The sequence below is a fragment of the Candidatus Deianiraea vastatrix genome, assembly GCF_007993655.1.
In the GTDB taxonomy this organism is placed as follows: domain Bacteria; phylum Pseudomonadota; class Alphaproteobacteria; order Rickettsiales; family Deianiraeaceae; genus Deianiraea; species Deianiraea vastatrix.
On sequence record NZ_CP029077.1, the window covers coordinates 908,625 to 934,365 of the forward strand.

30 protein-coding genes and 1 other RNA gene are annotated in these 25,741 nt (G+C 36.0%); 17 read left to right on the forward strand and 14 right to left on the reverse strand.

Translation table 11 applies throughout. The features are described from left to right. Nucleotides 1-20: 20 nt before the first annotated feature. Together deia_RS04325 and deia_RS05785 are read left to right on the forward strand one after the other, a co-directional pair. Entirely contained in the window at nucleotides 21-536 is a 516-nt protein-coding gene (locus deia_RS04325) for an OmpA family protein (protein WP_161982862.1), read from the forward strand. 275 nt (nucleotides 537-811) lie between these two features. Further along, nucleotides 812-949 (forward strand): hypothetical protein, encoded by a 138-nt coding sequence (locus tag deia_RS05785; protein ID WP_153259912.1) that lies wholly within the window; start codon nucleotides 812-814, stop codon nucleotides 947-949. 65 nt (nucleotides 950-1,014) lie between these two features. On the opposite strand, the gene dapB is transcribed toward deia_RS05785, so the two are convergent. Beyond that, nucleotides 1,015-1,764, reverse strand: coding sequence for a 4-hydroxy-tetrahydrodipicolinate reductase (dapB, locus tag deia_RS04330; protein ID WP_161982863.1), 750 nt, complete (start codon nucleotides 1,762-1,764; stop codon nucleotides 1,015-1,017). Between the two features lie 123 nt (nucleotides 1,765-1,887). Between dapB and deia_RS04335 the strand changes: the two genes are divergently transcribed. Continuing rightward, complete coding sequence (locus tag deia_RS04335; RefSeq protein ID WP_146820931.1) at nucleotides 1,888-2,286, forward strand: hypothetical protein; 399 nt, start codon at nucleotides 1,888-1,890, stop codon at nucleotides 2,284-2,286. A gap of 4 nt (nucleotides 2,287-2,290) precedes the next feature. Here deia_RS04335 and deia_RS04340 read toward each other — a convergent pair whose 3' ends face one another. From deia_RS04340 to rpoZ, 3 genes are all read right to left on the reverse strand, one after another. Then, on the reverse strand, nucleotides 2,291-2,887 hold the full coding sequence (locus deia_RS04340) for a Maf family protein (RefSeq protein ID WP_146820932.1): 597 nt from the start codon (nucleotides 2,885-2,887) through the stop codon (nucleotides 2,291-2,293). Between the two features lie 7 nt (nucleotides 2,888-2,894). Next, nucleotides 2,895-3,935, reverse strand: a complete 1,041-nt coding sequence (locus tag deia_RS04345; protein WP_146820933.1) for a hypothetical protein — start codon at nucleotides 3,933-3,935, stop codon at nucleotides 2,895-2,897. Nucleotides 3,936-4,005: 70 nt separating this feature from the next. Next, nucleotides 4,006-4,401, reverse strand: coding sequence for a DNA-directed RNA polymerase subunit omega (gene rpoZ, locus deia_RS04350; protein WP_146820934.1), 396 nt, complete (start codon nucleotides 4,399-4,401; stop codon nucleotides 4,006-4,008). 61 nt (nucleotides 4,402-4,462) lie between these two features. On the opposite strand from rpoZ, the gene deia_RS04355 reads away from it, so the two are divergent. Continuing rightward, entirely contained in the window at nucleotides 4,463-6,553 is a 2,091-nt protein-coding gene (locus tag deia_RS04355) for an ATP-dependent DNA helicase RecG (RefSeq protein WP_146820935.1), read from the forward strand. Nucleotides 6,554-6,782: 229 nt separating this feature from the next. Here the strand turns inward: deia_RS04355 and tpiA are convergent, their stop codons facing one another. Further along, a complete protein-coding gene (gene tpiA / locus deia_RS04360) occupies nucleotides 6,783-7,457 on the reverse strand; it encodes a triose-phosphate isomerase (RefSeq protein ID WP_161982864.1) in 675 nt (224 codons plus the stop codon). 59 nt (nucleotides 7,458-7,516) lie between these two features. Here tpiA and ubiG point away from each other — a divergent pair, with 59 nt between their 5' ends. The 5 genes from ubiG (at nucleotide 7,517) to deia_RS04385 (ending at nucleotide 10,439) form a co-directional block, all read left to right on the forward strand. After that, nucleotides 7,517-8,209: a bifunctional 2-polyprenyl-6-hydroxyphenol methylase/3-demethylubiquinol 3-O-methyltransferase UbiG gene (gene ubiG, locus deia_RS04365; protein WP_146820937.1), complete on the forward strand. Its 693-nt coding sequence runs from the start codon at nucleotides 7,517-7,519 to the stop codon at nucleotides 8,207-8,209. Next, nucleotides 8,199-8,903 carry a tRNA (guanosine(37)-N1)-methyltransferase TrmD gene (trmD, locus tag deia_RS04370; RefSeq protein WP_146820938.1) on the forward strand — a complete coding sequence of 235 codons (705 nt, stop codon included), beginning with the start codon at nucleotides 8,199-8,201 and terminating at the stop codon, nucleotides 8,901-8,903. Before ubiG ends, trmD begins: the two co-directional genes overlap by 11 nt. Nucleotides 8,904-9,108: 205 nt before the next feature. After that, nucleotides 9,109-9,297, forward strand: a complete 189-nt coding sequence (locus deia_RS04375; protein ID WP_146820940.1) for a hypothetical protein — start codon at nucleotides 9,109-9,111, stop codon at nucleotides 9,295-9,297. 108 nt (nucleotides 9,298-9,405) lie between these two features. Then, entirely contained in the window at nucleotides 9,406-9,948 is a 543-nt protein-coding gene (locus tag deia_RS04380) for a peroxiredoxin (RefSeq protein ID WP_146820942.1), read from the forward strand. A 101-nt stretch (nucleotides 9,949-10,049) separates the two neighbouring features. Next, nucleotides 10,050-10,439: a Dps family protein gene (locus deia_RS04385; protein ID WP_146820944.1), complete on the forward strand. Its 390-nt coding sequence runs from the start codon at nucleotides 10,050-10,052 to the stop codon at nucleotides 10,437-10,439. A 228-nt stretch (nucleotides 10,440-10,667) separates the two neighbouring features. Here deia_RS04385 and pgeF read toward each other — a convergent pair whose 3' ends face one another. Further along, the gene (gene pgeF, locus deia_RS04390; RefSeq protein ID WP_146820946.1) at nucleotides 10,668-11,423 is read right to left on the reverse strand and encodes a peptidoglycan editing factor PgeF; all 756 of its coding nucleotides are present in this window, start codon (nucleotides 11,421-11,423) and stop codon (nucleotides 10,668-10,670) included. A gap of 110 nt (nucleotides 11,424-11,533) precedes the next feature. On the opposite strand from pgeF, the gene tsaB reads away from it, so the two are divergent. Together tsaB and deia_RS04400 are read left to right on the forward strand one after the other, a co-directional pair. Continuing rightward, nucleotides 11,534-12,172 carry a tRNA (adenosine(37)-N6)-threonylcarbamoyltransferase complex dimerization subunit type 1 TsaB gene (gene tsaB, locus deia_RS04395; RefSeq protein WP_146820948.1) on the forward strand — a complete coding sequence of 213 codons (639 nt, stop codon included), beginning with the start codon at nucleotides 11,534-11,536 and terminating at the stop codon, nucleotides 12,170-12,172. Nucleotide 12,173: 1 nt separating this feature from the next. Beyond that, nucleotides 12,174-12,587 (forward strand): hypothetical protein, encoded by a 414-nt coding sequence (locus deia_RS04400; RefSeq protein WP_146820950.1) that lies wholly within the window; start codon nucleotides 12,174-12,176, stop codon nucleotides 12,585-12,587. Here deia_RS04400 and deia_RS04405 read toward each other — a convergent pair. Next, complete coding sequence (locus deia_RS04405) at nucleotides 12,579-13,220, reverse strand: hypothetical protein (protein WP_146820952.1); 642 nt, start codon at nucleotides 13,218-13,220, stop codon at nucleotides 12,579-12,581. The genes deia_RS04400 and deia_RS04405 overlap by 9 nt on opposite strands. Nucleotides 13,221-13,341: 121 nt before the next feature. Between deia_RS04405 and deia_RS04410 the strand changes: the two genes are divergently transcribed. Beyond that, nucleotides 13,342-13,740, forward strand: a complete 399-nt coding sequence (locus deia_RS04410; RefSeq protein WP_146820954.1) for an HIT domain-containing protein — start codon at nucleotides 13,342-13,344, stop codon at nucleotides 13,738-13,740. On the opposite strand, the gene deia_RS04415 is transcribed toward deia_RS04410, so the two are convergent. Together deia_RS04415 and deia_RS04420 are read right to left on the reverse strand one after the other, a co-directional pair. Next, entirely contained in the window at nucleotides 13,741-14,604 is an 864-nt protein-coding gene (locus deia_RS04415) for a bifunctional folylpolyglutamate synthase/dihydrofolate synthase (RefSeq protein ID WP_146820956.1), read from the reverse strand. A 159-nt stretch (nucleotides 14,605-14,763) separates the two neighbouring features. Next, entirely contained in the window at nucleotides 14,764-15,075 is a 312-nt protein-coding gene (locus tag deia_RS04420) for an HU family DNA-binding protein (protein ID WP_146820958.1), read from the reverse strand. A gap of 186 nt (nucleotides 15,076-15,261) precedes the next feature. Here deia_RS04420 and deia_RS04425 point away from each other — a divergent pair, with 186 nt between their 5' ends. From deia_RS04425 to deia_RS04435, 3 genes are read left to right on the forward strand one after another with little or no spacing between them, the layout of a single operon-like run. Further along, nucleotides 15,262-15,993 carry a hypothetical protein gene (locus deia_RS04425; protein ID WP_146820960.1) on the forward strand — a complete coding sequence of 244 codons (732 nt, stop codon included), beginning with the start codon at nucleotides 15,262-15,264 and terminating at the stop codon, nucleotides 15,991-15,993. Next, nucleotides 15,968-16,657, forward strand: coding sequence for a dioxygenase family protein (locus deia_RS04430; protein ID WP_161982865.1), 690 nt, complete (start codon nucleotides 15,968-15,970; stop codon nucleotides 16,655-16,657). The genes deia_RS04425 and deia_RS04430 overlap by 26 nt, the downstream gene beginning before the upstream one ends. A gap of 2 nt (nucleotides 16,658-16,659) precedes the next feature. Further along, nucleotides 16,660-17,592, forward strand: a complete 933-nt coding sequence (locus tag deia_RS04435; RefSeq protein ID WP_146820964.1) for a hypothetical protein — start codon at nucleotides 16,660-16,662, stop codon at nucleotides 17,590-17,592. Nucleotides 17,593-17,615: 23 nt separating this feature from the next. Here deia_RS04435 and tatC read toward each other — a convergent pair whose 3' ends face one another. The 4 genes from tatC to ssrA all read right to left on the reverse strand — a co-directional run bounded on the left by tatC (nucleotide 17,616) and on the right by ssrA (nucleotide 22,144). Continuing rightward, on the reverse strand, nucleotides 17,616-18,338 hold the full coding sequence (gene tatC, locus deia_RS04440) for a twin-arginine translocase subunit TatC (protein WP_146820966.1): 723 nt from the start codon (nucleotides 18,336-18,338) through the stop codon (nucleotides 17,616-17,618). After that, nucleotides 18,335-19,195, reverse strand: a complete 861-nt coding sequence (locus tag deia_RS04445) for a branched-chain amino acid transaminase (protein WP_146820967.1) — start codon at nucleotides 19,193-19,195, stop codon at nucleotides 18,335-18,337. The genes tatC and deia_RS04445 overlap by 4 nt, the downstream gene beginning before the upstream one ends. Before the next feature lie 428 nt (nucleotides 19,196-19,623). Beyond that, on the reverse strand, nucleotides 19,624-21,024 hold the full coding sequence (gene atpD, locus deia_RS04450; protein WP_146821508.1) for a F0F1 ATP synthase subunit beta: 1,401 nt from the start codon (nucleotides 21,022-21,024) through the stop codon (nucleotides 19,624-19,626). A gap of 756 nt (nucleotides 21,025-21,780) precedes the next feature. Further along, nucleotides 21,781-22,144: a transfer-messenger RNA gene (ssrA, locus tag deia_RS04455) on the reverse strand. 221 nt (nucleotides 22,145-22,365) lie between these two features. Between ssrA and deia_RS04460 the strand changes: the two genes are divergently transcribed. Then, entirely contained in the window at nucleotides 22,366-23,898 is a 1,533-nt protein-coding gene (locus deia_RS04460) for a hypothetical protein (RefSeq protein ID WP_153259913.1), read from the forward strand. A 153-nt stretch (nucleotides 23,899-24,051) separates the two neighbouring features. On the opposite strand, the gene deia_RS04465 is transcribed toward deia_RS04460, so the two are convergent. Beyond that, on the reverse strand, nucleotides 24,052-25,059 hold the full coding sequence (locus deia_RS04465; protein WP_146820971.1) for an NAD(P)/FAD-dependent oxidoreductase: 1,008 nt from the start codon (nucleotides 25,057-25,059) through the stop codon (nucleotides 24,052-24,054). Between the two features lie 78 nt (nucleotides 25,060-25,137). Between deia_RS04465 and recO the strand changes: the two genes are divergently transcribed. Continuing rightward, a complete protein-coding gene (gene recO, locus deia_RS04470) occupies nucleotides 25,138-25,740 on the forward strand; it encodes a DNA repair protein RecO (RefSeq protein WP_161982866.1) in 603 nt (200 codons plus the stop codon). Nucleotide 25,741 lies beyond the last annotated feature (1 nt).

Consider the following 25,741-nt stretch of genomic DNA (forward strand, 5'->3'; position numbering starts at 1 on the left):
TTAATAAAATGGGGGTATGTATGTTTCAAAGTGTTTGTTTTTTTGATATAATAGATATGAAAAATTATTTTTATTTAACTATTTTACTAGCTCTTGTTGCTTCTTGCGGTAAGAATGGTAATAACAAAGGCAATAAGGAAGCTTATGGCCATGATTCTAAAGTCTCTAGTAAAGGTGTAAACTCTTTATCTAAAGACTCTTTTGTTCCAGATAGAGTTTTCTTTGATTTCGACTCTTCTGCAATTACTCACGAGGGTATCGAAGCTTTAAAAACTCAAGCTGAATACCTAAAAACTAATAAACTTTCAGTTGTTGTTGAAGGTCATGCCGATGAAAGAGGTACTGATGCTTACAACTTAGCACTTGGCTTGAAAAGAGCTAAAGCAGTGAAAGCAATCTTGGTAAAACATGGCGTTCAATCTGCTAAAATTAAAGTTGTTACTTTCGGAAAACAAAAAATTGAATTCCCTGGTGATAGCGAAGAAGTTCATGCAAAAAATAGAAGAAGTGTAACTGTTGTTGCAGCTAAGAAATAATATAAATAAAACATATTAATATTCTTCATAACACACATCTCTAAATGGGCTGTGTGTTATTTTTTTCTGTAAAAAAAATACCAATACTATATAAAACAATTCAAAATGAAACAACTAAAATCCTAGCTACAATCTGCAAAATCTATTCTTTTCTAAGAAAAACCCCTAATAAAGAACACTATTTCCTAAATCTCTTTCCAAAATATAAAAACCATTTGCGAAAATGCAATACCTAAAACCCAAAAATCACACTAAACCACCAAGTGAAAAAAACTATGACAAGCCATAAGCCATACAGTGCTTTTCCAAAATCGAGCAAATCTTGTGCGAAATCTATCAAAGAAATACCGCACAGAAATTCAAGTGAAAATCAAACTAAATCACCAAGTGAAAACAACCCATGTCCTATTTAAATTTGCAAACTGTTTCCCAAAAACACAATACTCAAACATAACAAACTCAAGCTCAAAAGTAAAAATCAAACTAAATCACCAAGTGAAAAAAACCCATGGCTTACATTTAAACTGTAAAGCTTTTTTGCGCCGTCAGCTGCCCCTTGTGCGAAAATTTTGCGACTAAAAGCCTTGTGGCAGACTTCAATTTCCTCATCACCAAAGAAAAATGATACCCTGTGCTCACCTACAATGTTTCCGGCCCTGATCGATGCAAAACCAATCTCGCCATCTTTCCTTTTATGATCTCTGTCATAAGATGCAACAGCTTTAAAATCAACACCCCTTGCCCCTGCAATCTCCTTTCCAAGTAAAATCGCCGTTCCAGACGGTGCATCCTTTTTCTGATTGTGATGCTTTTCTAAAATCTCAACCTCAGCCTTTGGAAGCTGCGCCCCAATATCGCCTACAATTCCCCTTATAATGCCCACACCAAGCGACATGTTCATGTCCCATAAAACCTTTGTGCTGCCTGAAAGCCTCACTAATTTATCCATTTGCGCATCACTTAAACCAGTTGTTCCGGAAATAAGAGGCTTTTTTGCACTCATATTTGCGTCAATTACCTTCTCTAGGCCATCTGGTAGTGAAAAATCTACGATTATATCACAAGAATTTACAAATTCTACGGCATTTGATACAACCTTTACACCGCAAATCTCACCCTCAGACCTTCCAAAACCAATGCTTGGCACAAAAAAATCATCACCTTGCAAAATCTCTAAAATTAATCTTCCAACCCGCCCACTAATGCCAGAAATCCCAAGCTTTATCATATATATACACATTTTCCACACCTTACTCTAAAGACATATAATTTTCAAGCTTTTTCTCGAAAATAAAATAATAGTTGACATTTGATAAAAAATATGCTATAATGGTTAAATTTTTTTACTATTATGAACAATAACAATAATCAAGATAACCATAACCACAATAATCATAATCAATTTCAATTTAATAACCTCGAGGCATTGTTGGCATTTATTGCACAAAATCAACCGCCACAGCAAGATGAACAATTGGTCAATAATAACGATGGATGGATAAATATAAATGAAATACAAAACTTCATACAACAAGCAAACGCCGTGCATCAAGAAAATCAGGCAAATCAGCAAAATGGTAATGGAAATAACCAAAATAATGCTCCAGCACCAGCGCAAGAACAGCTTAATAACTGGGTAAATTATCTACAAAATCAACAAAATGGAAATCAGCACCAGCAAAATGGGAATCAAAATAATAACGGCGGACAGCAGCAAAATGGGAATGGAAATAACCAAAATATGCGATAAATCACTATTTTCTCCTAATATTCTCAATATATGTTAAAATACCACGAATAATATATAATGGAAAGCCAACAATTCCAGAATATGACCCGTTAATGCTGATGATAAAGCTCTCTGCAAAGCCGTTTATTCCATACCCACCGGCTTTGCCAACTCCATCACCAGATCGCACCATATCCGCTATGTCTTTGTCCATTAAACGCTTAAACTTTACTTTTGTGTGCGAAATCTTTCTAATCTTCTTTTTTTTCGATGAAATATATACAGATACAGCCGTAAATACATCGTGTTTTCTGCCAGATAAAATCTGCATACAATAACGCACATCATCGTTGTTTTCAGCCTTGGGTAGAATGATCCTTCCGCGCGCGCAAACAGTGTCGCAGCAAATAATGCAAAAATCTCCATTAAAACCTTCACTGCTTACCTTTTTCATCACAGCATCTAATTTCTCATTTGCCATGCGAATTGCATAGCTCCTTGGCTTTTCGCCCTTTAAAACATCCTCATTAATCTCGGGCGATATAATCTCCAGCTCTATATCGCTTATCCTTTGAAACATCATTTTCCTGCTTTCAGATGACGAACCAAGTATAAACCTCATAACAAACCTATAACGACCTTATTTGACTCACCTCTTTGCTCCCAAAATCAACTACTCCACCACTTCCTTTGGCCTTTACTTTGATTAATTCACGCTTTGCTTTGCTTTTTTCTTGATCTGAAGACGATCTTTTACCCACTTCACTTATTTCTCTTGACGGTTTCTTTAAATTTACATTTAAACCTAAACCATTGCCCTTAATATGCTTTGTAATCATCACGCTTCTTGGCTGCATCCTCTTTCCATCTTCATTGCACATCTCTTTTAATTTCTCATTACTGCTTATACAAGTTATAAAATTACTAATAATCCCACTTGCTAAACTAATAAACCCCCTTTGCGACATTTCACCAGTTTGATATTGTGTAAAAATATTTTCAAGATCCCTAATAGCTTGCTTGCTTAATTCGCTCCTCCATTTTTCATAATTTTTAATATTATTCCAACTCTTTCGAGGCATCTTAATCTTTGCAAAAGATAGATTTAAATCATCAATTATACAACCTAAATTAAATATAAAGCGATTCTTGTCATTGTCTGTTTTTGCGCTATTTTTATAACCTGAGAAGGCTTTTTTAAAATCGAGTATAGCAGATTTTCTGACTACATCAATGCCGATTTTGTCAATATTATCACACACATTTTGCGCATTTCCAATGGCTTCTTGGCTGCCTTGATTTAGCAAAACTTTAGCCCCCTCTGCAGCCTTTTCTGGATTTATTTTTGCTTGTTTTAATAATGTACGAAGACTGATTATATCTAAATAATAATCTTTAATCTCATTTGCTAAATTATATTTTTTATTTTCTACTGCGTATCGTAATATATCCTCAATTTCATTATAATCTTTAATATCTTTTATACTTTTCTTCGCATTTTCAATAATATCTACCTTGCGTTTATTTAGTAAAAATTTATATTCTTGTATAGTCTTTTCTGGATTTATTTTTGCTTGTTTTAATAATGCGTTAATTATATTTTCATTAAGATTTTTAATAGAATAATCTGTAACTTGAAAATCCATCTCATCTAAATTTCCGTTTTGCATAAATTAATCAAATATTCACTAAACAAAATTAATCTGACTAGGTAAAATATGTAACAATTTAATTGATAAATTACTCCTCAGAGGTTATATCCTGCCCACTAAACACCTTGTCAAATACACCAGCATCTATTATCTTTGCATTATGCTTGTCATTTTTTGAAATCTCCTCATCATTGTCGCTAATCTCAGCAAAAAACTCAGGAATTCCAGAACCAAGCCCTGCCATAGAGCTTTCACCCCTTCCCTCTCCGCTTGCAAGTCTTGCACGCAAAATATCAATATCTATCGCATTTTCCGCTATCTCCTGTAAAGATGTCAACATCTCACTTTCAGCGGCATTTTCGCCTTCTATCTTTGCTTCAGCACCAGAAAAAAGCTCACGAGCCCTGCAAGATGCAAGTAATACAAGCTCAAAACGGTTTTCTACTACTTTTATACAGTCCTCAATAGTATTTCTTGTTGACATTGAAAAAATAAAGTTCTAGGATAGAAAAAAGGGTAATTTTTTAAAAGTCAAGTATATTTTTATGCATGAAATTTTCTACATAAATACTGCGAAATTTGAAGGTCAGTTTACAAAATCACAGCTTGGAAAAATTAAATTGCTGTTTAATCAAAATTTGCCAAGATTAATTGATTTGCTGCTTTATGTGCCTGTAAAATACGTGAAATTCCAAGACTGCGTCGATGTTTCCGATGCTTTTATTGGTTCGGATGTTACAATTTTGCTGAAAGTTGTGAAACATATAAAGCCAATTTATCTAAAAGGTGGGCGGAAAACTGTATATTCCATCGCATGTTTGACGCAAAATCATACTAAGGTATTGCTGAATTTTTTTAAATATAATCAAACGTATTTGGATAAATTTGTAAGCGATAAAATAGTTCGTGTTCGCGGAAAACTCACTTTCTATCGAGGAAATTATGTGTTTTCACATCCAAGTTTGCTTGGAACTAGTGAATCTTTTGATGAAAATACCTTGATAGAAGCTGAGAATTTCGCAATCTTGCCAAAATATAGCTTGGTTGATAAAGTTGCGCAAAATGATGTAAAAAATATTATAAAAATTGCGATAGATATTGCTAAAAACTCGCTTTCGGAAAAAATTAATGTTTTAAATGAAAATTTGGAAAATGTCGATTTAATTACCGTTTTGGAGAAAATTCACTTTCCCGATAATGAAAAAAACCTATTAAATAGCATTAAAACCCTTGCTTTCGCCGAATTTTCCGCTTCAATTTTTACTATACAATATCTTCGTAAAAAAGACCATAAAAATCGTGGATTTTCCTATAAAAAAGCAAGGAAAGAACAGGAGATTTTGCTTGAAAATTTTGCATACCCATTAACCTGCGATCAAAAATCTGTGTTTGAAAATATTGAAAAAAGTCAATTGGGTATTGAGAAAATCTTTAAATTGATACAGGGTGATGTTGGCTCTGGAAAAACAATAGTTGCCCTGCTTTCGTGCTTGAATGTGGTAAAAACCTCGATGCAAGCTATGTTTTTGGCTCCAACTACAATACTTGCTATGCAGCATTTTCAACTTGCGGAAAAACTTTTTCTTGGAACTGGTGTAAAAAGCGAGATTCTAACTAGTAAAATTACCGCTGCACGGCGAAAAAAGATTGTTGCAAATTTTAAAAACGGTGAAATTGATGTGCTTTTTGGAACGCATTCATTGTTAAATGATGAGCTGGAATCAGAGAAAATCGGGCTTATTATTATTGACGAACAGCATAGATTTGGTGTGAAACAGAGAATGAAAATGGTGAAAAAGCAAGATGCAGTCGATATAATTATGATGTCTGCAACGCCAATTCCGCGAACTCTTGCAATGGGAATGTATGGTGATATAGATGTGCTGCAAATTGTCGAAAAACCCTCATTCCAAAAGGAAATTCAGACAAGTATAATGTCTATGGCAAGATATGAAGATTTAATATCGCATATTGCAAAAAAGATCGATGGTGGCGAGAAAATATACTGGATATGCAGTTTAATTGACGATAGTGACGGCGAAGCTGGGGTTTTTCAGCGTGCAAATGATATAAAAACACGCATAAATCCTGAGAAAATTGCAGTTTTACATGGCAAAATGAAGGAGGACGAAAAAAACGCAATTATTAACGATTTTCAACATGGAAATATAGCACTTTTAATCGCAACCACAGTCGTTGAAGTTGGTGTAAATATCCCGATGGCAACTGTGATTATTGTAGAGGATGCAAATAAATTTGGGCTTGCGCAGCTGCATCAGCTTCGTGGGCGTGTTGGGCGTGGAAATCTTCAATCGTACTGCATCTTATTGCATAATTGCGAGGCGGAAAATCCATCACTTGAGCGTCTTAAAATACTGAAAAATACCAGTAATGGCTTCGAAATTGCGAAGGAAGATATGCGTATGCGGGGCACCGGCAGTCTTCTTGGAACGGCTCAAAGTGGCGATGTGGGCTATAAAATTGCAAGTATTCAGCGTGATTTTGATGTTATGGAAAAGGCGGTAAAATTTGTAAAATCAATCATAAAAGATGAAAAATACAAAAATAATGAGTATATATCGCTGATAATGAAGATATTTTCAGATGAAATTAACGAAGATTTTTTGAAAAGCTAAGTAGCGTGCAAAAATCTGATTTATACCGATAAATACTGGGGTATTCAGCCAAGTAGCTATATTTGTAAATTGTAAAGCATAGTGTTGCAATGTTTTGTTTAAAAGCCTAATTTACTTCGATAAATGCTGGGGATTTCAGTATTTTTCCGTTAGTATGAAATCATGATAGGCAAAAGATATTTTTAGACAAAATTAACGAAGATTTTCTCAAAAGCTAGGCTGGTAGTCGTTATTTTAAAATCTCATTCATTTCATCAACTTTTAGACTAACGCCGCCAATTAAAAGCCCATGAATGCTGGGAATTTCTAGTATTTGTGCGTAGTTTTCAAGATTTACAGAGCCGCCGTATAGCACTTTTTTTCCAAATTTTGATGATATAAAGCTAGAAACTTCTGAAATATCGGCAATACCTGCAACTTTCCCAGTGCCGATGGCCCAAATCGGCTCGTATGCTATCATACAATTAATGTCTTTTATGGCCTTTAGCTGAGCTTCTAAAAACTCCAAATAAACGCCATCAGACCTAGCTTTTTCGCTTTCTCCAATGCAGTAAATTATGTCAATTTTCTCGCTGCTTGCGCACTGCACTTTTGAGCTAATTTCTTCGTCTTGAAAATATTTTCTTGTTTCGCTATGACCTATTAAAGTGCCGCAAATACCAATATCCATCAACATTTTCGCGCTAATCTGCCCAGTGTAAGCACCGGATGTAAAACCTGCAACATCTTGCGCAAAAACCCTTACGCCATCAGGCATTTTTTCCTTTGCATCCTGTAAAAATGTGTAGGGGGCGCAAATTGCAACATCAAATTTGTTAAGATTTGGACGAAAATTCACGCCAAAATCGCATAAAAACTCGCGACTGCAATTCATTTTCCAGTTTCCAATAATAAGCTTTTTCATAAAACACTTGATTTTTGTTTTTTGAGTAAATAACATTAAAAATAACTTGCAAGAATTTTATGTCGGAAGCGCAGAAATTTTCACAATATTCCCATAATTGGTGGGATGAAAACGGCGATATGAAGATGTTGCATAAAATTAACCCAATACGCGTTCAATATATACAAAATATCATCGAAAAATACAGTAATAATGCAGGAAATCTTGATATTTTAGACCTTGGTTGCGGCTGTGGAATACTTTCAGAATCCCTTGCAAAACTTGGGCATAATGTTGTTGGAATTGACGCAAGTGAAAGTAATGTCGAAACTGCAAAAAACCACGCAAATATCGGTAAAATTGACAATATACACTACGCAACAAATCTAGTAAATTGCAATAAAAAATTCGATGTAATTACTATTATGGAAGTTTTGGAACATGTTGATAATCTGGGTGAATTTTTGCATGAAAATCTAAAATTCGCAAAGGAAAAATCTATCGTTATAATCTCAACTATTAATCGCAATCTTGCCTCGATCTTGCTTGCAAAATTTGCGGCTGAATATATCCTAAATATCGTTCCAAAAGGCACTCACAGTATAGAAAAATTCCTCACACCATATCAAGTTAATGAAAAAATGGAGGCAAATAACTTTAAAAATGTCGATATTTGTGGTTTAAAATACAATCCGCTCAAAAGCGAATTTTCCCTTATAAAATCGCCGAAAATTAATTACTTCATGAGTTTTGTCACGCAAAATGTTGGTTAGAATTTTCACTGCATATCCCGAATATTTCCAAAATAATCTCACTGTATCCCTGCTGAAAAATGCGATGGAAACAGGCGTTTGGTCTCTTGAAATTGTAAATCTTCGCGACTTTGGCGATGGAAAACATAAAAAAATCGACGATACAACCTACGGCGGCGGAAATGGTCTTGTTATGCGCCCCGATATTCTTGAAAGTGCAATTTGTGCGAAAATACCAAATGCACAGCAGTTTTTAAGCCTAAATCCATCTGAAAATAGACTGCTTTGCCTAACATCTCCTCGTGGAATTCAATTTTCGCAAAAAACAGCATCACAAATAGCAAAACTCGATGAAATTAACATAATATGCAATAGATTTGAAGCGGTTGATGAGCGTATAATAGATAAATATAATATCCGTGAAATCTCAATTGGCAACTACGTTTTGCTAGGCGGCGAAGTGGCTGTGTGCGTAATACTTGAAGCAAGCCTTCGTCTTTTGCCGAAATTTTTGAAAAATAACGAAACAGTAGACGAGGAGAGCTTTTCCAAAGCATTAAACGGTAAACTTGAATATCCCCAGTACACAAAACCGCAAATCTGGAATGAAATATCCGTCCCAAGTGTTTTGCTTGACGGAAATCATCAAGAAATCGCTAAATGGCGCGCGGAAAATACCAGAGAACCTGAAGAAAATGATGATATTTATAAATAATTGCAAAAAACTATAAACGTCTTTAATGCAGCAATTAAATCGCGAAATTTCCGGCAAAAAATCCTACAAAAACCCAAGTAAACACAATACTCTCTCACATAATTCATAACGCACATCAAGAAACTAAATACAATAATAAATTTTTACATAAAAAAACTTGACATTACGCTAAATATATGATATAATACACAAAATAAATGCCTTTATGCAAATTCAAAATACACTCAAAACATACTGCGGATACATACTCTACGCCATTGCAGTTGCTTTATTGATGATGCAAGTATCCTGTGCAAAATACAAAATCTCCAATAAAACCGCTATGCAAAATAAAAAAGCCCAGCTTGCAATTGCAAATAAGTCTATATCAACTAAAACACATCTATACAGCTAATATAATCAAAACTTATTTTTAATATAATAAGAATATATTTGACTTATATAATCACACATGTATTACGATAATAAGTTGCGCTTAGCAATGAGTTTTTTTGTTTAATATATGTTAACTATCGGTGATAAATTCCCACAATTTAAACTAACAGCAGCAGTTTCTCTTGAGTCAATGGAAAAAGCATTCCAAGATATCTCAAATGAAACCTATAAAGGTAAATGGCTTTGCGTGTTCTTTTGGCCAAAAGACTTCACATTCGTCTGCCCTACTGAAATTGCAGAATTCGGTAAACTTGCTAAAGACTTCTCAGATAGAGACTGCCAAGTTCTTGGTGCAAGTGTAGATAATGAATTCGTTCACCTTGCTTGGAGACGCGATAATGAAGCTCTTAAAGACCTTCCAATCCCAATGCTTGCAGATGTTAAACGCGAACTTTCAACATCTCTTGGCATCTTAGATAGAGACAGCGGCGTTTCAAAAAGAGCAACCTTCCTTGTTGACCCAGAAGGAACAATTAGATACGTTGAAGTAACTGATATGAAAGTCGGTAGAAAACCATCTGAAGCACTAAGAATCTTAGACGCTCTTCAAACAGATGAACTTTGCCCTTGTAACTGGAAAGCAGGTGAAAAAACTATACAAGTTAAATAACCATAATCCCCCGTGCCTGCGGGGGGGCTTGAGACAAAACTTAAATCATATACCATCCAATTTACTCACAGCTAAATCTTTAAACAATTTTTTTTATTAATATGCCAAAACTACTTAATATCCTTATCCTTACACATAATCTTGCACTGAAAACTCAAAACTTCCACTGGAATGTACAAGGGTCTAACTTCTACAGCCTTCATAAAATGTTTGAAGAACAATACGAAGAAATCTCAAACTCAATCGATGAAATAGCAGAAAGAATACGCATCCTTGGCGATAAAGTGCCATCAATATCGCAAAATCTTGAAATTAATCCAAATCTTTTACCAAGTGATATGCTAAAAAACCTTGCCCTAGACCATGAAAATATCATCCTTCAAATCGAAGATGTTAAAAAATCATCAGATGATGTAACAGTAGATATGCTAAACGAAAGACTCGCCGCTCATCAAAAACATTTGTGGTTTTTACGCTCAAGTTTTGCCTAATAACAGGGTATACTAAATACCCTTTCTCACATCACTTTTCTCACCCTTCTTCGGTAAAATAAATGCAAGCCCAACAATAATGAAAAACGTCGGTACAGACGATGAAAGAATAATTTGCTCACCAGTCATACACTAAAAATTTTACCAATCCTAACCCTAAAATGCTAAATGTCAAGCATTAGCCTTTTTTGCCCCTAAATCTATACTAATACTAACTCAAAACCTAAACTACTTAAGGCAAATAAAACTTACATTCGTCCCATCACCCTTTACACCCTTTTTTGCACCCCGATATGAATATAATGACCCCTCGCTATACGTATTTACACCAATATCCTCAATTAATCCAACACCTAATCTCTCAAGCTCGCTTCTAATATATCCACTGTTGTCAAAATAGTACTTTCCATCCTCAGATGGGTAAAAAAATACACCACTTGCCCTGTCCATACCTACAAACTTCTCCCTAAAATCTACATCAACCTCATAATCCCTTTGTGCAATGCTCGGCCCTAATACCGCAACTAAATCCCCAGCCCTAAACCCAAGATCCTCAAGACATCCAATCATTTTCTGCGATATTCCACCAAATGTTCCACGCCACCCACTATGCACCCCAGCTATCACACTCTTGCCCTTGTCTGTAAATAATACCGGCACGCAATCCGCAGTCTGAATGCCTATAGCAAATCCACGCTTTGTGCATATTATCCCATCACCCTTTGGTAACCTTGATATATCATAACCATTGCCACTTACACTAAACCTTGCCTCATCATCAACTACTAAAATATCACTTGAATGCACCTGATCTAACCCCAATACTTCCATCCCAATCTCGTTTTCCAATAACGCATAACTTCTCGCCCTTAATACATCATTTCCCCTGCTAAAATTTATATTCTCTCCACCTTCAAACTCCATCCCTACAAATCCATGCCCTATCCCACACTCACTTAATATTCTTGAACTAAACATCTTCATACTTTTAATAAACCATCCCTAGCTTTATAAAAAAATAAATCTTATTGTCAATAATTTTTCATTGCTTTTTATCTTCCCTCATACACAATACACTACGCATCGCTACTACAATGACTCATCTTGCAATAGATACCGCAAATGCCTACCTCTCACTTGCCCTAAAACATAATAACTCAATACATACATTTCTTAGCTCAAAAATTAACGCTCACGCAGAAATTCTAATACAAGAAATCGATAACCTCCTTGCTAACCAAAATCTCAAACTTCATAACATCACAGACTTCATAATAAACCTTGGCCCAGGTAGCTTCACAGGCCTTAGAATAGCTTCCTCATACCTTGCAGGCCTTCTTGCCTTTAATAAAAACCCTTCAATACACTCAATAGATACCTTCGATATATCATACTCTCACTTTCTCCTAAATAACCCAAATACAACTCCATATAACTCAATATCAGTCATACTTAAAGCAGACTCCCTAAACTCAATATTCATAAAAACATACAACCCACTAAATCATACTATAACCTCTAACCCATCCCTTACAACCCTTGAAAACCTTAACATAAATAATAATACCCTCTATATACTCGAAGACTCAATATCTAATAATCTCTCCTGTGATAATAAAATCATTGCAACTAAAACCTCCCCAATAGCAATGATAACCGCAGCCTCCTACTTTAAAAAAACTCTTGACAAAAATCAAATCATCTCACCTAAATATCTTAGAACACCATTTTAATATGAAATACTTATACTACACTATAATAACCCTCCTGCTTTTATCATGCGAAAAGAATGTTCGCTTCATAGGCTATCCAAATATCCAAAAAATACAATCACAAATACAAGTTAATAAAACAACTAAATCAGAAATAATTCAAAATATCGGCCATCCATCCTTCTATCATGATGATAATACTTGGTACTACGCACGAATAAACGGTACAGACGGTAACCTCACAAGCTTCTTACCACTTGACCGAGACCTTCTTAAAATAACCTTCTCATCAGATGTTGTCTCATCCCTCTACTTTGATCAAAAACCAATCGATCAACAAAATAAACCAAAATTCTCTAATAAAAACCTTCTAAAATATGATATACAAATAGAAAAACCATCCCAAAATACAACCCCTGATAAACCATCAAATTAATATCTCAATATAGTGCTTTTTCCTCAGCACCTTAATGAAACTTTTCTCAATCTCCCCACGCCTTGTCATAATAATATAATACCTCGCCCTCTTTTTTGCCTCCTCATCATCTCCTAACTTCATCTCTCCTAATCTTGCCATAATCTCACTTTCCGATACATCATATATCTTTCTCTCATGACAAATACTTCCTACAATCCCATCCTTTACAATATCCCTTATAAATCTTTCCTCAAAATATGTCTTTCTAATGCCATATTCCCTTAAAAATACATCAATATCCTTTATCTTGTGCCTCTTTGCAAATCCATCAATAAAACTACTTGGATCAACCATAGCCTCCTCATTTCTTTCTAAAAAAACTATCTTGTCATCAACCATCCCATTTAAAAACCCCTTTATATCCCCTTCTCTTAAACCGCCAATCTCCTTTTCTAACGCCTCATTCGTTAATCCGCTAATACCCTTCTTATCATTCATTATCTTCATCATTAATATCGCAATCTTAATATTCTGCTTCATCTCGTCAGATGTAATAATAACCTTGTCATCTATCACAGCTACTATCTCATTTGCCCGCGCGCAGCATAACCCTAATAAAAATATAACAATATATACACTAAACTTTGCCATAATTAATACCACATCACCCCATCATACAACATATAAATTATATAATTCAACATAAACTTTTTCACTAAACCCTTTACTTTAAAAAATTTACCCCTAATATCCCATAAAATATACTCCTTGCATGTCTTTCATTCTCCATCCAGACTTTAATAATAAAATATTTGTTAAAGACCTTAAGCTTTGTAAAATCCTTGTCGAACCCATCCTAGACCTAAAATGGGTCATTCTTGTTCCAATGGTAAATAATGCTAAAAATATCCTAGACCTCGACCAAAACTTGCAAAATCTCCTTTGGTATGAAATTAACCTCGTTTCCAAAACTATAAACACTACCCTAAAACCAGACCAATTAAATATCTCAATGCTTGGTAATAAAACCCCTCAACTTCACTGCCATATAATCGCTAGATTTACACACGACCCATTTTGGCCAAATGCACCATTTGGCTTGCAAACAAACCCGGCACACCCATATGAACTCTCAGACTTTACAACATCCCTCCTGCAAATTAACCCATAATTACACCTCAATCCCCAGCCTTGCACTAATCTCAATACACGCCATGGTTGCAATAGATGCGTTTCCTATCTGATGCCACCCGGCTAAACTTGGCCTTGGTAATACTATATCTCTCATAATATCCCTGCCATACTTCTCAAAATGCATCGAAAATAACCACTCATCCTCATTTTCCTCAATGTAACTTCCACTAAAATCCCTTCCCTCAAAATATACCTTAGACCCAACAGCCTCACACCTTAGCTCAATAAGCTTTTCAACACTCTCGCTTTGATGCGCGCAAATACATAACGAATCCCCCTTGATAATAAACGCCTTTTGAAACGCAATCTCCTCCATACTCGCCCCAAGATATTTCACATGATCAAGGTGAATCGGCGTTATAATCGAACAAATCGGCCTGTTTTCATCAAAAACATTCGTCGCATCAATCATCCCACCCATGCCAACCTCAATTACATTGAAATCACACTCATTTCTTCTAAAATATATAAACGCACATAGCGTCGTTGCCTCAAAAATCGTTAAATCAATCCCCTGCCTTTCACAAATTACCCTAATCTCCTCAATAATCTCGTATAAATCAATGTCACTTATCATCTCGTCATTTATGCAAATCCTTTCGTTGCAAATATGTATATGCGGCGATGTGTACCTTCCAACCTTGTATCCAGATTGCTTTAAAATCTCACTAATATACCCCGCAGTAGACCCCTTTCCGTTCGTCCCCGTTATGTGTATAATATTCCTTAAATCCATGTGTGGATCATGCAAAGCACTAAGTACCCTTAATACCTTTTCCCTGCTGTCAACCCTCTCTTTGTTTGCCCCTAAATATAGCGGCCAATGCGGCATCTTGGCCATAATCTAAATACTAAAAAACCCAAGTCAATACCTAATAAATAGACATCTCCTTGGCTACTTCATTTTTATCAGCCAATGCGGCATCTTGGCCATAATCTAAATACTAAAAAACCCAAGTCAATACCTAATAAATAGACATCTCCTTGGGCTAAAATAAAACTATTTCTTTATTTTTTTCTTCACGCCACCATTGTTAACACCAGTTTTAAGCTGAGAGCTTGCCTTGAATGTTACAGTTTTTCTTGCAGGAATCTTGATTTTTTGTCCTGTAGCAGGATTTACACCAGTTCTTGCATTTCTTTGCTTCACATTGAATGAACCAAAATTCTGTATCGCAACAGAATCACCACGCTCAAGAGCCTCAATAATAGTGCTAACAATAGTGTCAACAACTATTTTAGATTGAACTTTTGACATTCCAGTTGCACTCGCAGTAGAATCAATTAAGTCTTGTTTTTTGAAAGTTTGCATAATAAAAATTAAATAACATACAAATTATTACCCATTAATAAAAGAAAAAATATATTTCGCAAGTGTTTTTTTTAGAAAATATCATACTTTTTTAAAAATCTCAATATCTATCAATACTTTTCCCAAAAAAAAAAATTTTACTTTTACATTTTTTATGTTATAACAACATAAAATTTTGCAAAAAAAATGTATTTTATACTCTTAATCCTCATCTCCTCCTGCTCAATTTTGACATCCAATCCATCCAATACAGAAAGCTCAGATATTAGATCCATCGTAGACCAAATAACACTAAATATCCCATATAAAGAAAATCACCATAGAATATTCGCTAATACCTTCTATGATATGACAGCTAATCACTCCCGTATATCCTCAAATAAACATCTCTCAGTTGATATAGATATACAATTCAATAAAATGCCATCTGGCGCTAGTACATCAGGCGTAATAATGCAATACACTAAACAAGCAATCCTTTCATATAAACTAGTCCTTAATAAATCCTCTAAACCAATTAACCCCGTCTCAAAACCAATAAATAATAATCAACTACCTGCCCCATCTAATACACAAACACAATATACTATATACCAAGGCATCGTTCAGTCATCCGCCCAATACTCCGGTAGCCCAATAGACCTCTTTGCAGAATATACCGCAGAACTTAACGCCCAAGATAATGTCGCCCGCCAAATCGCACGAGAATTCTACTATAACCTTTTAATCGCAGTCCGCCTCCATGTCGCCCGCTGTAAATCCCTTAAACCAATCCTTGATGCTAAAAAACTATATGTCTTTGCAAATGATAAAATAGATGATGACTCAGATAATACCAAAACCCTCGATGAAATCGATACCTCTGACCTTAAAAAAATTGACTATAAAATCTATGAAAATGCCTGTAATATCATATAAAATATCCATCCTTGCTATACTCCTTTTGTATGCACCAATATCATATGCAAAACACTCCCCAGAAATAATACTCTATAATCGCCGCTTCATAACCCCATCCATCCCAGATGACCAAGATGCCCCAACAAAACCACAAGAATTCTATAAAACTAATAACCTTCGCCGTAAAACAGGTAGCCCATTCCTTGCTAAAGGTGAATATCTCTTCATAGAAGGCTATGTCACAGACCTTCTAAATAATCCAATCGAAAACGCTAGAATATACATCTGGCAAACTAATATCTTTGGCTACTATAACCATCTTCTTAAAAATACCGAAGATGATACAAAATACGATATAGACTTCCCAGGTAGCGGTACATTTGTAACAGATAACCTCGGCCACTATGAATTCACTACAATAGCCCCCGGCTACTACGGTACCCGTGCACCACATATACACTTCCTCATAAAACATGACCTCTTTTACGAAGACTTTGAAACTCAAATGTTCCTCCCAGGCCACCCCCGTAACCTTCAAGATGAAATATTTACCTCCATCTCCCCTCTTTCCCGTACCCTTGTCTCCCCTAAAATAACCCTCATAAATAAAAATAACCCCGGCGATGGTAAATATGCACTCTTTAATATTAGAATAGACTGGATCCATCCTAATAAATCATAAATATGCTACTGCCTCAAATAATAAAATCCATAACCTCAATCACCCCTAATAAATCACTAAATATCATAAAACTTCCCATCCTTGTAACTCTAATTGCAATAATACACACCAATAACTCCCTCGCAGCAGCTTGGCTTGTCGGTAAAAATAAACAACAACTCATCATCCAAAACTGGAATACCCGCTCTAATATCTACGGTAATAGATACGGCGGTAATGATATATCCGCACATATAAAAGCATCATCCCTTTCACTATTTCTTGAACACGGCCTCACAAATAGAATATCAATAGGTATAACGTCCTTTGGCGGTATTAAACAAATATACGATGAATCAGCCCAAAACCCTAATGACCAAAAAACAGCAATAGACTTCACAGAACTCTTCACTAAAATTAATATCCTTAAAACAGATTATGTCGCCCTCTCAACCCAAGCAACCCTTGCAATACCAGGTAATCATAATATGTATAACCCTCAAAATACTAAACCAAATAATGCCTTCGAAACTCGAATAATGCTCGGCCTTGGCGGCGGTAACGGCGGACTGCTCTCAGGTATCATAGGCGGCGATGGCTCCTTCATTAACCTTGAAGTCGCATATCGTAAAAATCAAAAATACCTCAATTATAATGAAATACGCTCAGAAATAGACCTTGGCTATAAAATTAATGATGATACCCTTAAAATGCTTCTAATACAATACTTTAGAATAAATAAAATCTATAAAGACTTTAATAATCCACTCATAACCCCACAACAAAACGGCATACAATATAACGATATAAATCAAATCCTTGTATCAACCCTCTTTGACGCAGGCTCCAATATCCTCGTCCAATTCGGTCTTTTCTACGAAATATCATCAAAATATATCGGCCATAGTAAAGAAGGTAATAAAGCACAAGGAATAATCCTTGGTATGTGGTTTTAATCACTAGTAATCAAACCTTAAACTCAACCCCTTGCACTACGAAATGCTCTGCATACAATAAACGATGCCTCTATTAATCCAATCATAATACATGCTAAAATAATCTGGCTCATTACATCAGGTGGCGTGAAAATCGCCCCAATAATAAAAGCAATAACAATAATGTGCCTTCTGTACCTACACATAACATCTACATCAACTAAACCGCTTGCGTGTAAAAAAAATATTATAAGCGGCGCCTGAAATGCAATCCCAAATCCAAGCATAATCGATAGCGTTAAATCAATGTAATCAACAATCTTCGGCTCAAGCGTTGCAGCAATAATAGATGTGCTTGAGTGCTTTATAAAAAAATCAATCGCAGATGGAATAATAAAATAATATGCAACTAATGCCCCAATAAAAAATAGCATAACACTAGAAATAATCGCATACTTTGCCATTACCCTCTCTCTCTTCTTCAGCCCAATTGCGCAAAATCCATATATCTGCTGCAACCCAAATGGAATGCTTGCAAAAATGCTGCACGAAAAACATATCCCAATACGCAATAAAAACCCCTCGGTCAGCCCAGTGTAAATCATCGAAATATCGCTTACCTTATCGCTAAAAGGCTTGGTTAAAATACACAGCAGGCTTTCGTAATTGCAATACGCAATACCAAAGCATACTAAAAAAAAACACAATATCCTTAAAATTACCCTTTTTAATGCAATAAAATGTTCAAGAAAATCACTATACTTCATCTATTTACCATCTTTAAATACTCATCTCTTATCCTCATTGTAACATCCCTTTTGCTATAATTGAAACTGTCAAAAATCTCACCAATTGGCATAATCTCAACAGCAGTTCCAGTCGTAAACGCCTCACTAAAACTGCCTAACTCCTGCGGCATAATGTGCCTTTCAATTACCCGATACCCAAGCCCCCTTGCAATATCCATTACAGTCTGACGTGTAATTCCATTTAAAAAACAATCCGCAATAGGCGTGTGTATCTCATCACCCTTAATGAAAAATACATTGCACGACGCACACTCTGCAATATACCCCCTCCAATCAAGCATTAATACATCGTCATAACCCTCATTCTTGCACTTGTTTTGCATAATACTGCCAACAAAATACAACCCAGAAGCCTTTGCCTGCGTCTGGGTGCTTCTTGGATCCGGCCTTACATATTTCGTTGCAGATAATTTCAAACCCTCGCTAAGCTTTTCAGGTCCAAAATAACTTGGCCAACTCCACGCTAAAATCGCTACATTTACAGAATTCGCATATGACTTTATCCCAAGATTTTCATCCCCACGCCATGCAAACGGCCTAACATACCCGTCCCTTAACCCATTTGCATCAAGTACGCTATATGCAGCCTTTGATAACTCCTCCTTGCTGTAACCAACAGGAACATCAATTAACACGCCGGAATTTATCAATCTCGCACTGTGCTCATCGCATTTAAAAATCTTCCCATTATACGCCCTACAGCCCTCAAAAATCGCCGTTCCATAATGCACAGCATGCGTAAAAACACTAAGCGATACCTCACTTGCACGCACAAGCTTCCCATTAAACCAAATAATTGAATTAGTGTCAAACATTTTTATATCAAATCTTAAAACACTCAAAAAATACTTTATTTATTGTCAAGCTTTTTCTTCCTTTTTCCTAAAACTAAAAAATATCCACGAAATTATACATCACACCCCCTATATCTTCAATGCCTACCTCATCAATCCTTCATATAGCTTAACTGTCTTTAAACATATAAGATAAACTTTAAATTCACACTTTGTAACCAAAAAATCTACTAAAGCTAAACTGTATCGTGCTTTAAAAATCTCAATTGTAGTGCTACTTTGCATTCCTTGCCAAGACCTCGTCAATCCTTAAATCAAAATAAATCACACTAAATTACCACTTTGCAGCAAATAATTTCGTAAAGTTGATGTCAATTTAATTTCATTAAAACAAAGGAAATATATCCAAAGCTAAACTGTATCGTGCTTTAAAAATCTCAATTGTGGTGCTACTTTGCATTCCTTGCTAAGACCTCGTCAATGCTGCCTGCCATGTAGAAATATTGCTCAGGAATTTCGTCAAACTCGCCATCACAAATGCCGCTAAAGCCACGAATTGTCTCTTTAATATCAACAAATACCCCTTTTACCCCAGTGAAAACCTCCGCAACATGAAACGGCTGTGATAAAAACTTCTGTATTTTCCTTGCACGATATACTGTAAGCTTGTCTTCCTCAGATAGCTCGTCCATACCCAAAATCGCAATAATGTCCTGTAAAGACTTGTATTTTTGCAATATCGCCTGTACCTTTCTTGCAACTTCATAATGCTGCTTTCCAACAATGTGCGGATCAAGCGCTGTAGATGTCGAGTCAAGCGGGTCAACCGCAGGATATATCCCCATTTCCGCAATCTGACGCGATAAAACCGTGGTTGCATCAAGGTGCGCAAAAGATGTCGCAGGCGCAGGATCCGTCAAATCATCCGCAGGAACATAAATAGCCTGCACAGATGTAATAGACCCATTTACAGTCGAGGTAATTCTCTCCTGCAAGGCTCCCATTTCAGTTGCAAGCGTAGATTGATACCCCACAGCAGATGGAATTCTTCCAAGTAGCGCCGAAAGCTCCGCCCCTGCCTGCGTAAATCTAAATATATTGTCCACAAAAAATAACACATCCTGTGACTTTACATCACGGAAATACTCCGCAAGCGTAAGCCCAGACATAGCAACTCTCGCACGCGCCCCCGGTGATTCATTCATCTGCCCATATACAAGCGCAACCTTAGATTTCTCAAGATCCTTATCATTAATCACCCCAGATTCAATCATCTCGTGATATAAATCATTACCCTCTCTTGTTCTCTCGCCAACGCCTGCAAATACAGATACCCCTCCGTGCGCTTTCGCAACATTGTTAATAAGCTCAGTAATTAACACGGTTTTTCCAACACCCGCGCCGCCAAATAATCCAATCTTTCCGCCCTTAATATAGGGTGCTAAAAGATCAATTACCTTAATTCCAGTATAAAATATTTCAACCTTCGTGCTTTGCTTTGTAAATTCAGGCGCAGACCTGTAAATCTCCCATTTTTCCTCAGAATTTACATCACCTCTTCCGTCAACAGGATTGCCGCATACATCAAGTATTCTGCCTAAAACCTTCTGCCCAACCGGAACGCAAATCGGCTTTCCGCTATCCACTACCTTAAGCCCACGAATTAATCCATCAGTTGTATCCATAGCTATAGCCCTTACAACATTATTTCCAATGTGCTGAACAGTCTCTAAAATCACTTTTCTGCCATCATGCTCGCACTCAAGTGCATTTAAAATCTTCGGTAATTCACCCTCAAATTCAATGTCAACAACAGACGATATAATCTGAATAATTTTCCCAGCTATCATGTAAAAACAACTAACTTCACTTGACATCTAGATTAAAAAATAATAAAGTCAAGTTTTTTCTTTGTTTAAAAAATCAAAATCATCAACTATAATAATCAATTTCTATATAAAATCATTGCCAACCTAAATGCACCCCCATATACTCAAAAAATAACCAAAATACCCCCATAAATACTACACTTTCCCATCTTATCTTGCAAACAAGCCCTCGAAAAAATGCCTACAACCCCTTTAATCAATCCACTTGTTTATGATAACAGCCACTCTGAAGATTATCCGCTAACGCAAAGTAATTTTCGCCTAAAACCCACTCTTTCTGTTGCAAGGAGAAGTGGGAACCGCCTTGAAGATTATCCGATGACACTTAGGATTTTCGCCTATATCCCACTCTTTCTCATTCCATGGAGAGTGGAAACTGCCTTGAAGATTATCCGATGACACTTAGGATTTTCGCCTATATCCCACTCTTTCTCATTCCATGGAGAGTGGAAACTGCCTTGAAGATTATCCGATGACACTTAGGATTTTCGCCTATATCCCACTTTTTCTCATTCCATGGAGAGTGGAAACTGCCTTGAAGATTATCAGGTGATGCTTAGGATTTTCGCCTAAAACCCACTCTTTCTGTTGCAAGGAGAAGTGGCAAACCCCTGAAGATTATGGTGATTCACACCGCGCCATCTGACAAGGCACAATGCTTGTCACAACGGCCGTCTTAAGCCTTATGACTTAAGCAAAAGCGTAGCTTACGCGTGGAGCGAAGCTTGATGCGATGTTATTTCTAACAGACGCAAACGCAGTTGCAATAGTCGCAGCAAAAGCGGCAACAGCAGCAATTAGTTTTTTGCCATTTACATAGCTTTGATAATTTTTACCGCAAGCGGTGGGAATCTCATCAACCCAGCAAGGCTTAATCCCTTTTCTCTCCCTGTCGAAGCTAATTCACCCCCATCAAGAAAGCTGAAAATGACCTATGCAACAAAACCAAATTCAGCCCTCGTGGTGGAGGTGTAGGGTTCTGCCCCCTAGTCCAAAAAGAATACTCAAAACCACGCACTATATTGCCATAGCGATCTCTCGCAATAACCACACTACAAATAAAAAAATAATTTGCAAGCACTTCTTGACTTTTATTTTTTTCCTCATATACTCCCTTTGTATCTTTATTTAAAAGCTTTTATGAAAACTTATTTAAAAGCTTTTATGAAAACTTATTTAAAAGCTTTTATGAAAACCATCAGACCTTCCACAACATTATGAGCCTTCAAATCTTCATCTGCCTTCCAACCAAAACGCAAGCTCATTAACTCAACTCAGCTTCAGCAAAATAATATTGAAAAAATGGAAAATGAATTTGACAAAATGAAACTAACTGATACACAAGGTCTAACTCTAACTGCCATATATAATACTCACTTTTATATTCTCACACTTTCAGTAATGCTACGCAGACTGCAAGAGGAATCTTCTAAAACAGAAGATGTAAAAGAACTTGAAAAAATAAATGCTCTTGTTGTAAAAATCATTACACCAATGAATTTGTTAATAAAAGAAGAAGAAAAGAGAAAAGGTGGAGAAGAAGTAAAACAAGAAGTAACAATAGAAGAAGTAAAAGAAAAAGTGAATAAACAAGAACTAACAAAAGATGAGGCAATTTTATTACTTGAGGATGCAAAATTGGAATTAATTCAAGACATTTATGAAAATGCTAAATACGATAATAGCCCTGATGAAAAACAAAATGAAATTAATAAAATTGATCACGCAATCCAAGAAATCGATAAGCTTCCAGACCTTCATGAACAAAAATCGCAATTACTTCAACAAAAAATAGAAATAAATGATAAACTATCACAGTTAATAAAACCACGCAATCAACTATCGTCGCAAGAAGATAAGAATGAAATTGGAAACATAAATTCTACAATTCGCAACTATAATCTCAAAATTGACGAAATAAACGATGCAATCAATAGAATTGATATATTGAACGCAAAACAAGGCATTGTCGATGCACAAAATAGCATACGACAACAAAATGCTAAAATGATTACATTAAAAATACAACAGAGCAACGCAGACCTTCCAACAAATACAACTGCGTATAATACAGGCAGAAATGAAACACGCCTAAAAAGAGAAAAAACCCAAGCAGAAATATTCAAAACTACATCATCAGATGAGCTTCTTGAGCAGTTCTCATCAAGACAGCCAATAGAAACTCGCGTGCAAATGCTTGACATTAAAGAAGATGTCACAAAAGCAGCACACATTGCTACAACTCAGCAAAGAATACAAAATCAAACATTCTTGCAAATTGCCAAACAAAATGACAGTCAAGCCCATCAAAATAGTATATCGCATAATACAATCGTCAACATTCCACAAAAACAAACATTCAGATTTAACAAAAAGGAACAAGGTAATGCTAATCAAACTAAAGTATATAACGCATTGGAAAACACAAGAAATGAACAAAGCACAATCAATCAAAAACAAGAAATTATTGTACGAAAAACTTGTAAAACTCTTCTTAACTCACTAAAAGATCAGCAAGATGAAATAGCAAAAGAAACTAACAAGGTTTATGCTATAGTTGATGGCAAGGTAAACCCAATAACAAATACATTCAGATATAACCAAGCAAATCAAGGTCGCATTCAAGATACCACTGAATATCAAGAATCTTTAGACAAAAGAAATGCATATACCAGAAAGCAATATGATTTAGAGAAACTTAAAAAAACAAACCAACTTGATGAAGTAAATAATCGAGTACTAATCTCAAATTTTCCAAGCAGTGGCAGTGGCAGTCGAATTAATCAATCATCGCTCAACTACACTAAAAGTAACTTCGGCGGCGGACGTGATTAAAACAACTAAAACCCAAAACGATGCACGCTAAAATGTGCATCGCCCCTTGACCTATCAATGCAATCCAATGCTAATTTCAAATACTGCCTGCAATAAACACAACTCGCTTGGTTTGCACTATATGCCAATTTAAAATCATGCAGCAAATACTGCCTACATCTTCTTCGATGTCGAATGCTCAAAATGCAATGGCTTGTCTGGAAATACATCCGCGTATGCAGCGTGAACAGCAATTGCAGCCTCTGAAAATCCACATAAAATAAGCTTTAACTTACCCGCGTATGAACACATGTCCCCAACAGCATATACACCCTTTCTTGATGTTGACATCCTTGATGGATCAACAGAAATAACCTTCTTTTCAATTGCTAAATCCCACTTTGCAATGTCTCCAATATCCGTCTTTAATCCAAAAAATGGTAATAAATAGTCAGCATTAATAACTCTCTTTCCCTCATCGTTAATGCCTTCAATCTCAACCCCAGATAAAACGCCATTATTTTCAACAATCCCGCTTAATTGATATGGTGTAAAAATGCCAATCTTTCCACTATTTCCAAGCTCTAAAAGCTGCTTTTCACTCTCTGGCATTGCACGAAAATCTCCACGCCTGTGCACAATAGATACACTTTTTGCAATCGCTGCCAAACTTATCGCCCAGTCCACAGCAGAATCTCCACCCCCTGCAATTACAACATCCTTGCCCTCAAATCTTGACATCTTGTCTATAAAATACAATATACTGTCGCCCTCAAATTTCTCAATGCCGCTAAGGGGAGGTCTGTTTGGTCCAAAAAACCCTGAACCACCAGCAATTATAACAGCTTTTGCCCATACACTAGACTCAAGCCCATCCTTGTGAGCTACCCTCACTTTAAAACCACCATCTTCCTCAATTAAATCCGTCGCCTTGGAATCTAAAATAAACTTTGGCGAAAAAACCTCAGCCTGCTTTAATAATCCATCAATTAACCCCTGCCCTGTAATGCTTTTGTGCGATGGAATATCGTAAATCGGCTTTTCAGGATACAGCGCACTACACTGCCCACCAGCAAACGATAACGCATCAATAATTACACACTTCATCCCAAGCATCCCCGCCTGAAATGCACTGAAAATCCCAACTGGCCCCGCACCAATAATACAAATATCCGTTTTCATAAATAATAACAAATTCTAAAAAAACTTCTTGCAATATTAAAATATGAAAGTCAAATAAAAATAACATATTTTACAACTTTGAATGGTAAAGCTATAATAATACACTGCAAAAAACTAAATGAAAACGACGCTTTTGTAAAACTTCTTTCAAGCGACGGCCAAATAATTCGTGGATTTTGTAAATCCGCACTCTCTCGTAAAAACTCCCAAATATGCCAAATATCAAACCTTGTTGACTTTGCTTGGCAAGGCCGTGAAAACTCCCTTGGCCTTCTTAAAATCCAAAATATAAAATCCTACTCAAGCCTAATACTTCACTCAAAAATAGCAACCCTTTCAACCCTTTCAATAATCGAAATCCTAAACTCCCTAATCGATGAAAACCACACATATAAACACCTTTATACCCACCTTCTTGACTTCCTTTCAATAGCAATACAGCATAACCAAAACGATATATGCTTTGAATACATCAAACTGGAACTTGCCTTCCTCGTTACAACCGGCTATCATACAATCTCTCAAATTAAACAAGAAAATACATCCAATATCAACCTTCTAAGTCGCATATTCTCTAAATACAATAAGCCTTTTCCCTCATCTAGAAATATTCTTGAAAATATTATTGTAAAAACTCTTGAAAATAATAACCTTAATGCTACCATCACCTCAATTGATTGAT

What these genes read in the sequence shown, in the direction of transcription:
- deia_RS04325 (WP_161982862.1), top strand. Translation starts at nt 21, where the DNA reads ATGTTTCAAAGTGTTTGTTTTTTTGATATAATAGATATGAAAAATTAT.
- deia_RS05785 (WP_153259912.1), top strand. Translation starts at nt 812, where the DNA reads ATGACAAGCCATAAGCCATACAGTGCTTTTCCAAAATCGAGCAAATCT.
- dapB (WP_161982863.1), bottom strand. Translation starts at nt 1,764, where the DNA reads ATGATAAAGCTTGGGATTTCTGGCATTAGTGGGCGGGTTGGAAGATTA.
- deia_RS04335 (WP_146820931.1), top strand. Translation starts at nt 1,888, where the DNA reads ATGAACAATAACAATAATCAAGATAACCATAACCACAATAATCATAAT.
- deia_RS04340 (WP_146820932.1), bottom strand. Translation starts at nt 2,887, where the DNA reads ATGAGGTTTATACTTGGTTCGTCATCTGAAAGCAGGAAAATGATGTTT.
- deia_RS04345 (WP_146820933.1), bottom strand. Translation starts at nt 3,935, where the DNA reads ATGCAAAACGGAAATTTAGATGAGATGGATTTTCAAGTTACAGATTAT.
- rpoZ (WP_146820934.1), bottom strand. Translation starts at nt 4,401, where the DNA reads ATGTCAACAAGAAATACTATTGAGGACTGTATAAAAGTAGTAGAAAAC.
- deia_RS04355 (WP_146820935.1), top strand. Translation starts at nt 4,463, where the DNA reads ATGCATGAAATTTTCTACATAAATACTGCGAAATTTGAAGGTCAGTTT.
- tpiA (WP_161982864.1), bottom strand. Translation starts at nt 7,457, where the DNA reads ATGAAAAAGCTTATTATTGGAAACTGGAAAATGAATTGCAGTCGCGAG.
- ubiG (WP_146820937.1), top strand. Translation starts at nt 7,517, where the DNA reads ATGTCGGAAGCGCAGAAATTTTCACAATATTCCCATAATTGGTGGGAT.
- trmD (WP_146820938.1), top strand. Translation starts at nt 8,199, where the DNA reads ATGTTGGTTAGAATTTTCACTGCATATCCCGAATATTTCCAAAATAAT.
- deia_RS04375 (WP_146820940.1), top strand. Translation starts at nt 9,109, where the DNA reads ATGCAAATTCAAAATACACTCAAAACATACTGCGGATACATACTCTAC.
- deia_RS04380 (WP_146820942.1), top strand. Translation starts at nt 9,406, where the DNA reads ATGTTAACTATCGGTGATAAATTCCCACAATTTAAACTAACAGCAGCA.
- deia_RS04385 (WP_146820944.1), top strand. Translation starts at nt 10,050, where the DNA reads ATGCCAAAACTACTTAATATCCTTATCCTTACACATAATCTTGCACTG.
- pgeF (WP_146820946.1), bottom strand. Translation starts at nt 11,423, where the DNA reads ATGAAGATGTTTAGTTCAAGAATATTAAGTGAGTGTGGGATAGGGCAT.
- tsaB (WP_146820948.1), top strand. Translation starts at nt 11,534, where the DNA reads ATGACTCATCTTGCAATAGATACCGCAAATGCCTACCTCTCACTTGCC.
- deia_RS04400 (WP_146820950.1), top strand. Translation starts at nt 12,174, where the DNA reads ATGAAATACTTATACTACACTATAATAACCCTCCTGCTTTTATCATGC.
- deia_RS04405 (WP_146820952.1), bottom strand. Translation starts at nt 13,220, where the DNA reads ATGGCAAAGTTTAGTGTATATATTGTTATATTTTTATTAGGGTTATGC.
- deia_RS04410 (WP_146820954.1), top strand. Translation starts at nt 13,342, where the DNA reads ATGTCTTTCATTCTCCATCCAGACTTTAATAATAAAATATTTGTTAAA.
- deia_RS04415 (WP_146820956.1), bottom strand. Translation starts at nt 14,604, where the DNA reads ATGGCCAAGATGCCGCATTGGCCGCTATATTTAGGGGCAAACAAAGAG.
- deia_RS04420 (WP_146820958.1), bottom strand. Translation starts at nt 15,075, where the DNA reads ATGCAAACTTTCAAAAAACAAGACTTAATTGATTCTACTGCGAGTGCA.
- deia_RS04425 (WP_146820960.1), top strand. Translation starts at nt 15,262, where the DNA reads ATGTATTTTATACTCTTAATCCTCATCTCCTCCTGCTCAATTTTGACA.
- deia_RS04430 (WP_161982865.1), top strand. Translation starts at nt 15,968, where the DNA reads ATGAAAATGCCTGTAATATCATATAAAATATCCATCCTTGCTATACTC.
- deia_RS04435 (WP_146820964.1), top strand. Translation starts at nt 16,660, where the DNA reads ATGCTACTGCCTCAAATAATAAAATCCATAACCTCAATCACCCCTAAT.
- tatC (WP_146820966.1), bottom strand. Translation starts at nt 18,338, where the DNA reads ATGAAGTATAGTGATTTTCTTGAACATTTTATTGCATTAAAAAGGGTA.
- deia_RS04445 (WP_146820967.1), bottom strand. Translation starts at nt 19,195, where the DNA reads ATGTTTGACACTAATTCAATTATTTGGTTTAATGGGAAGCTTGTGCGT.
- atpD (WP_146821508.1), bottom strand. Translation starts at nt 21,024, where the DNA reads ATGATAGCTGGGAAAATTATTCAGATTATATCGTCTGTTGTTGACATT.
- deia_RS04460 (WP_153259913.1), top strand. Translation starts at nt 22,366, where the DNA reads ATGGAAAATGAATTTGACAAAATGAAACTAACTGATACACAAGGTCTA.
- deia_RS04465 (WP_146820971.1), bottom strand. Translation starts at nt 25,059, where the DNA reads ATGAAAACGGATATTTGTATTATTGGTGCGGGGCCAGTTGGGATTTTC.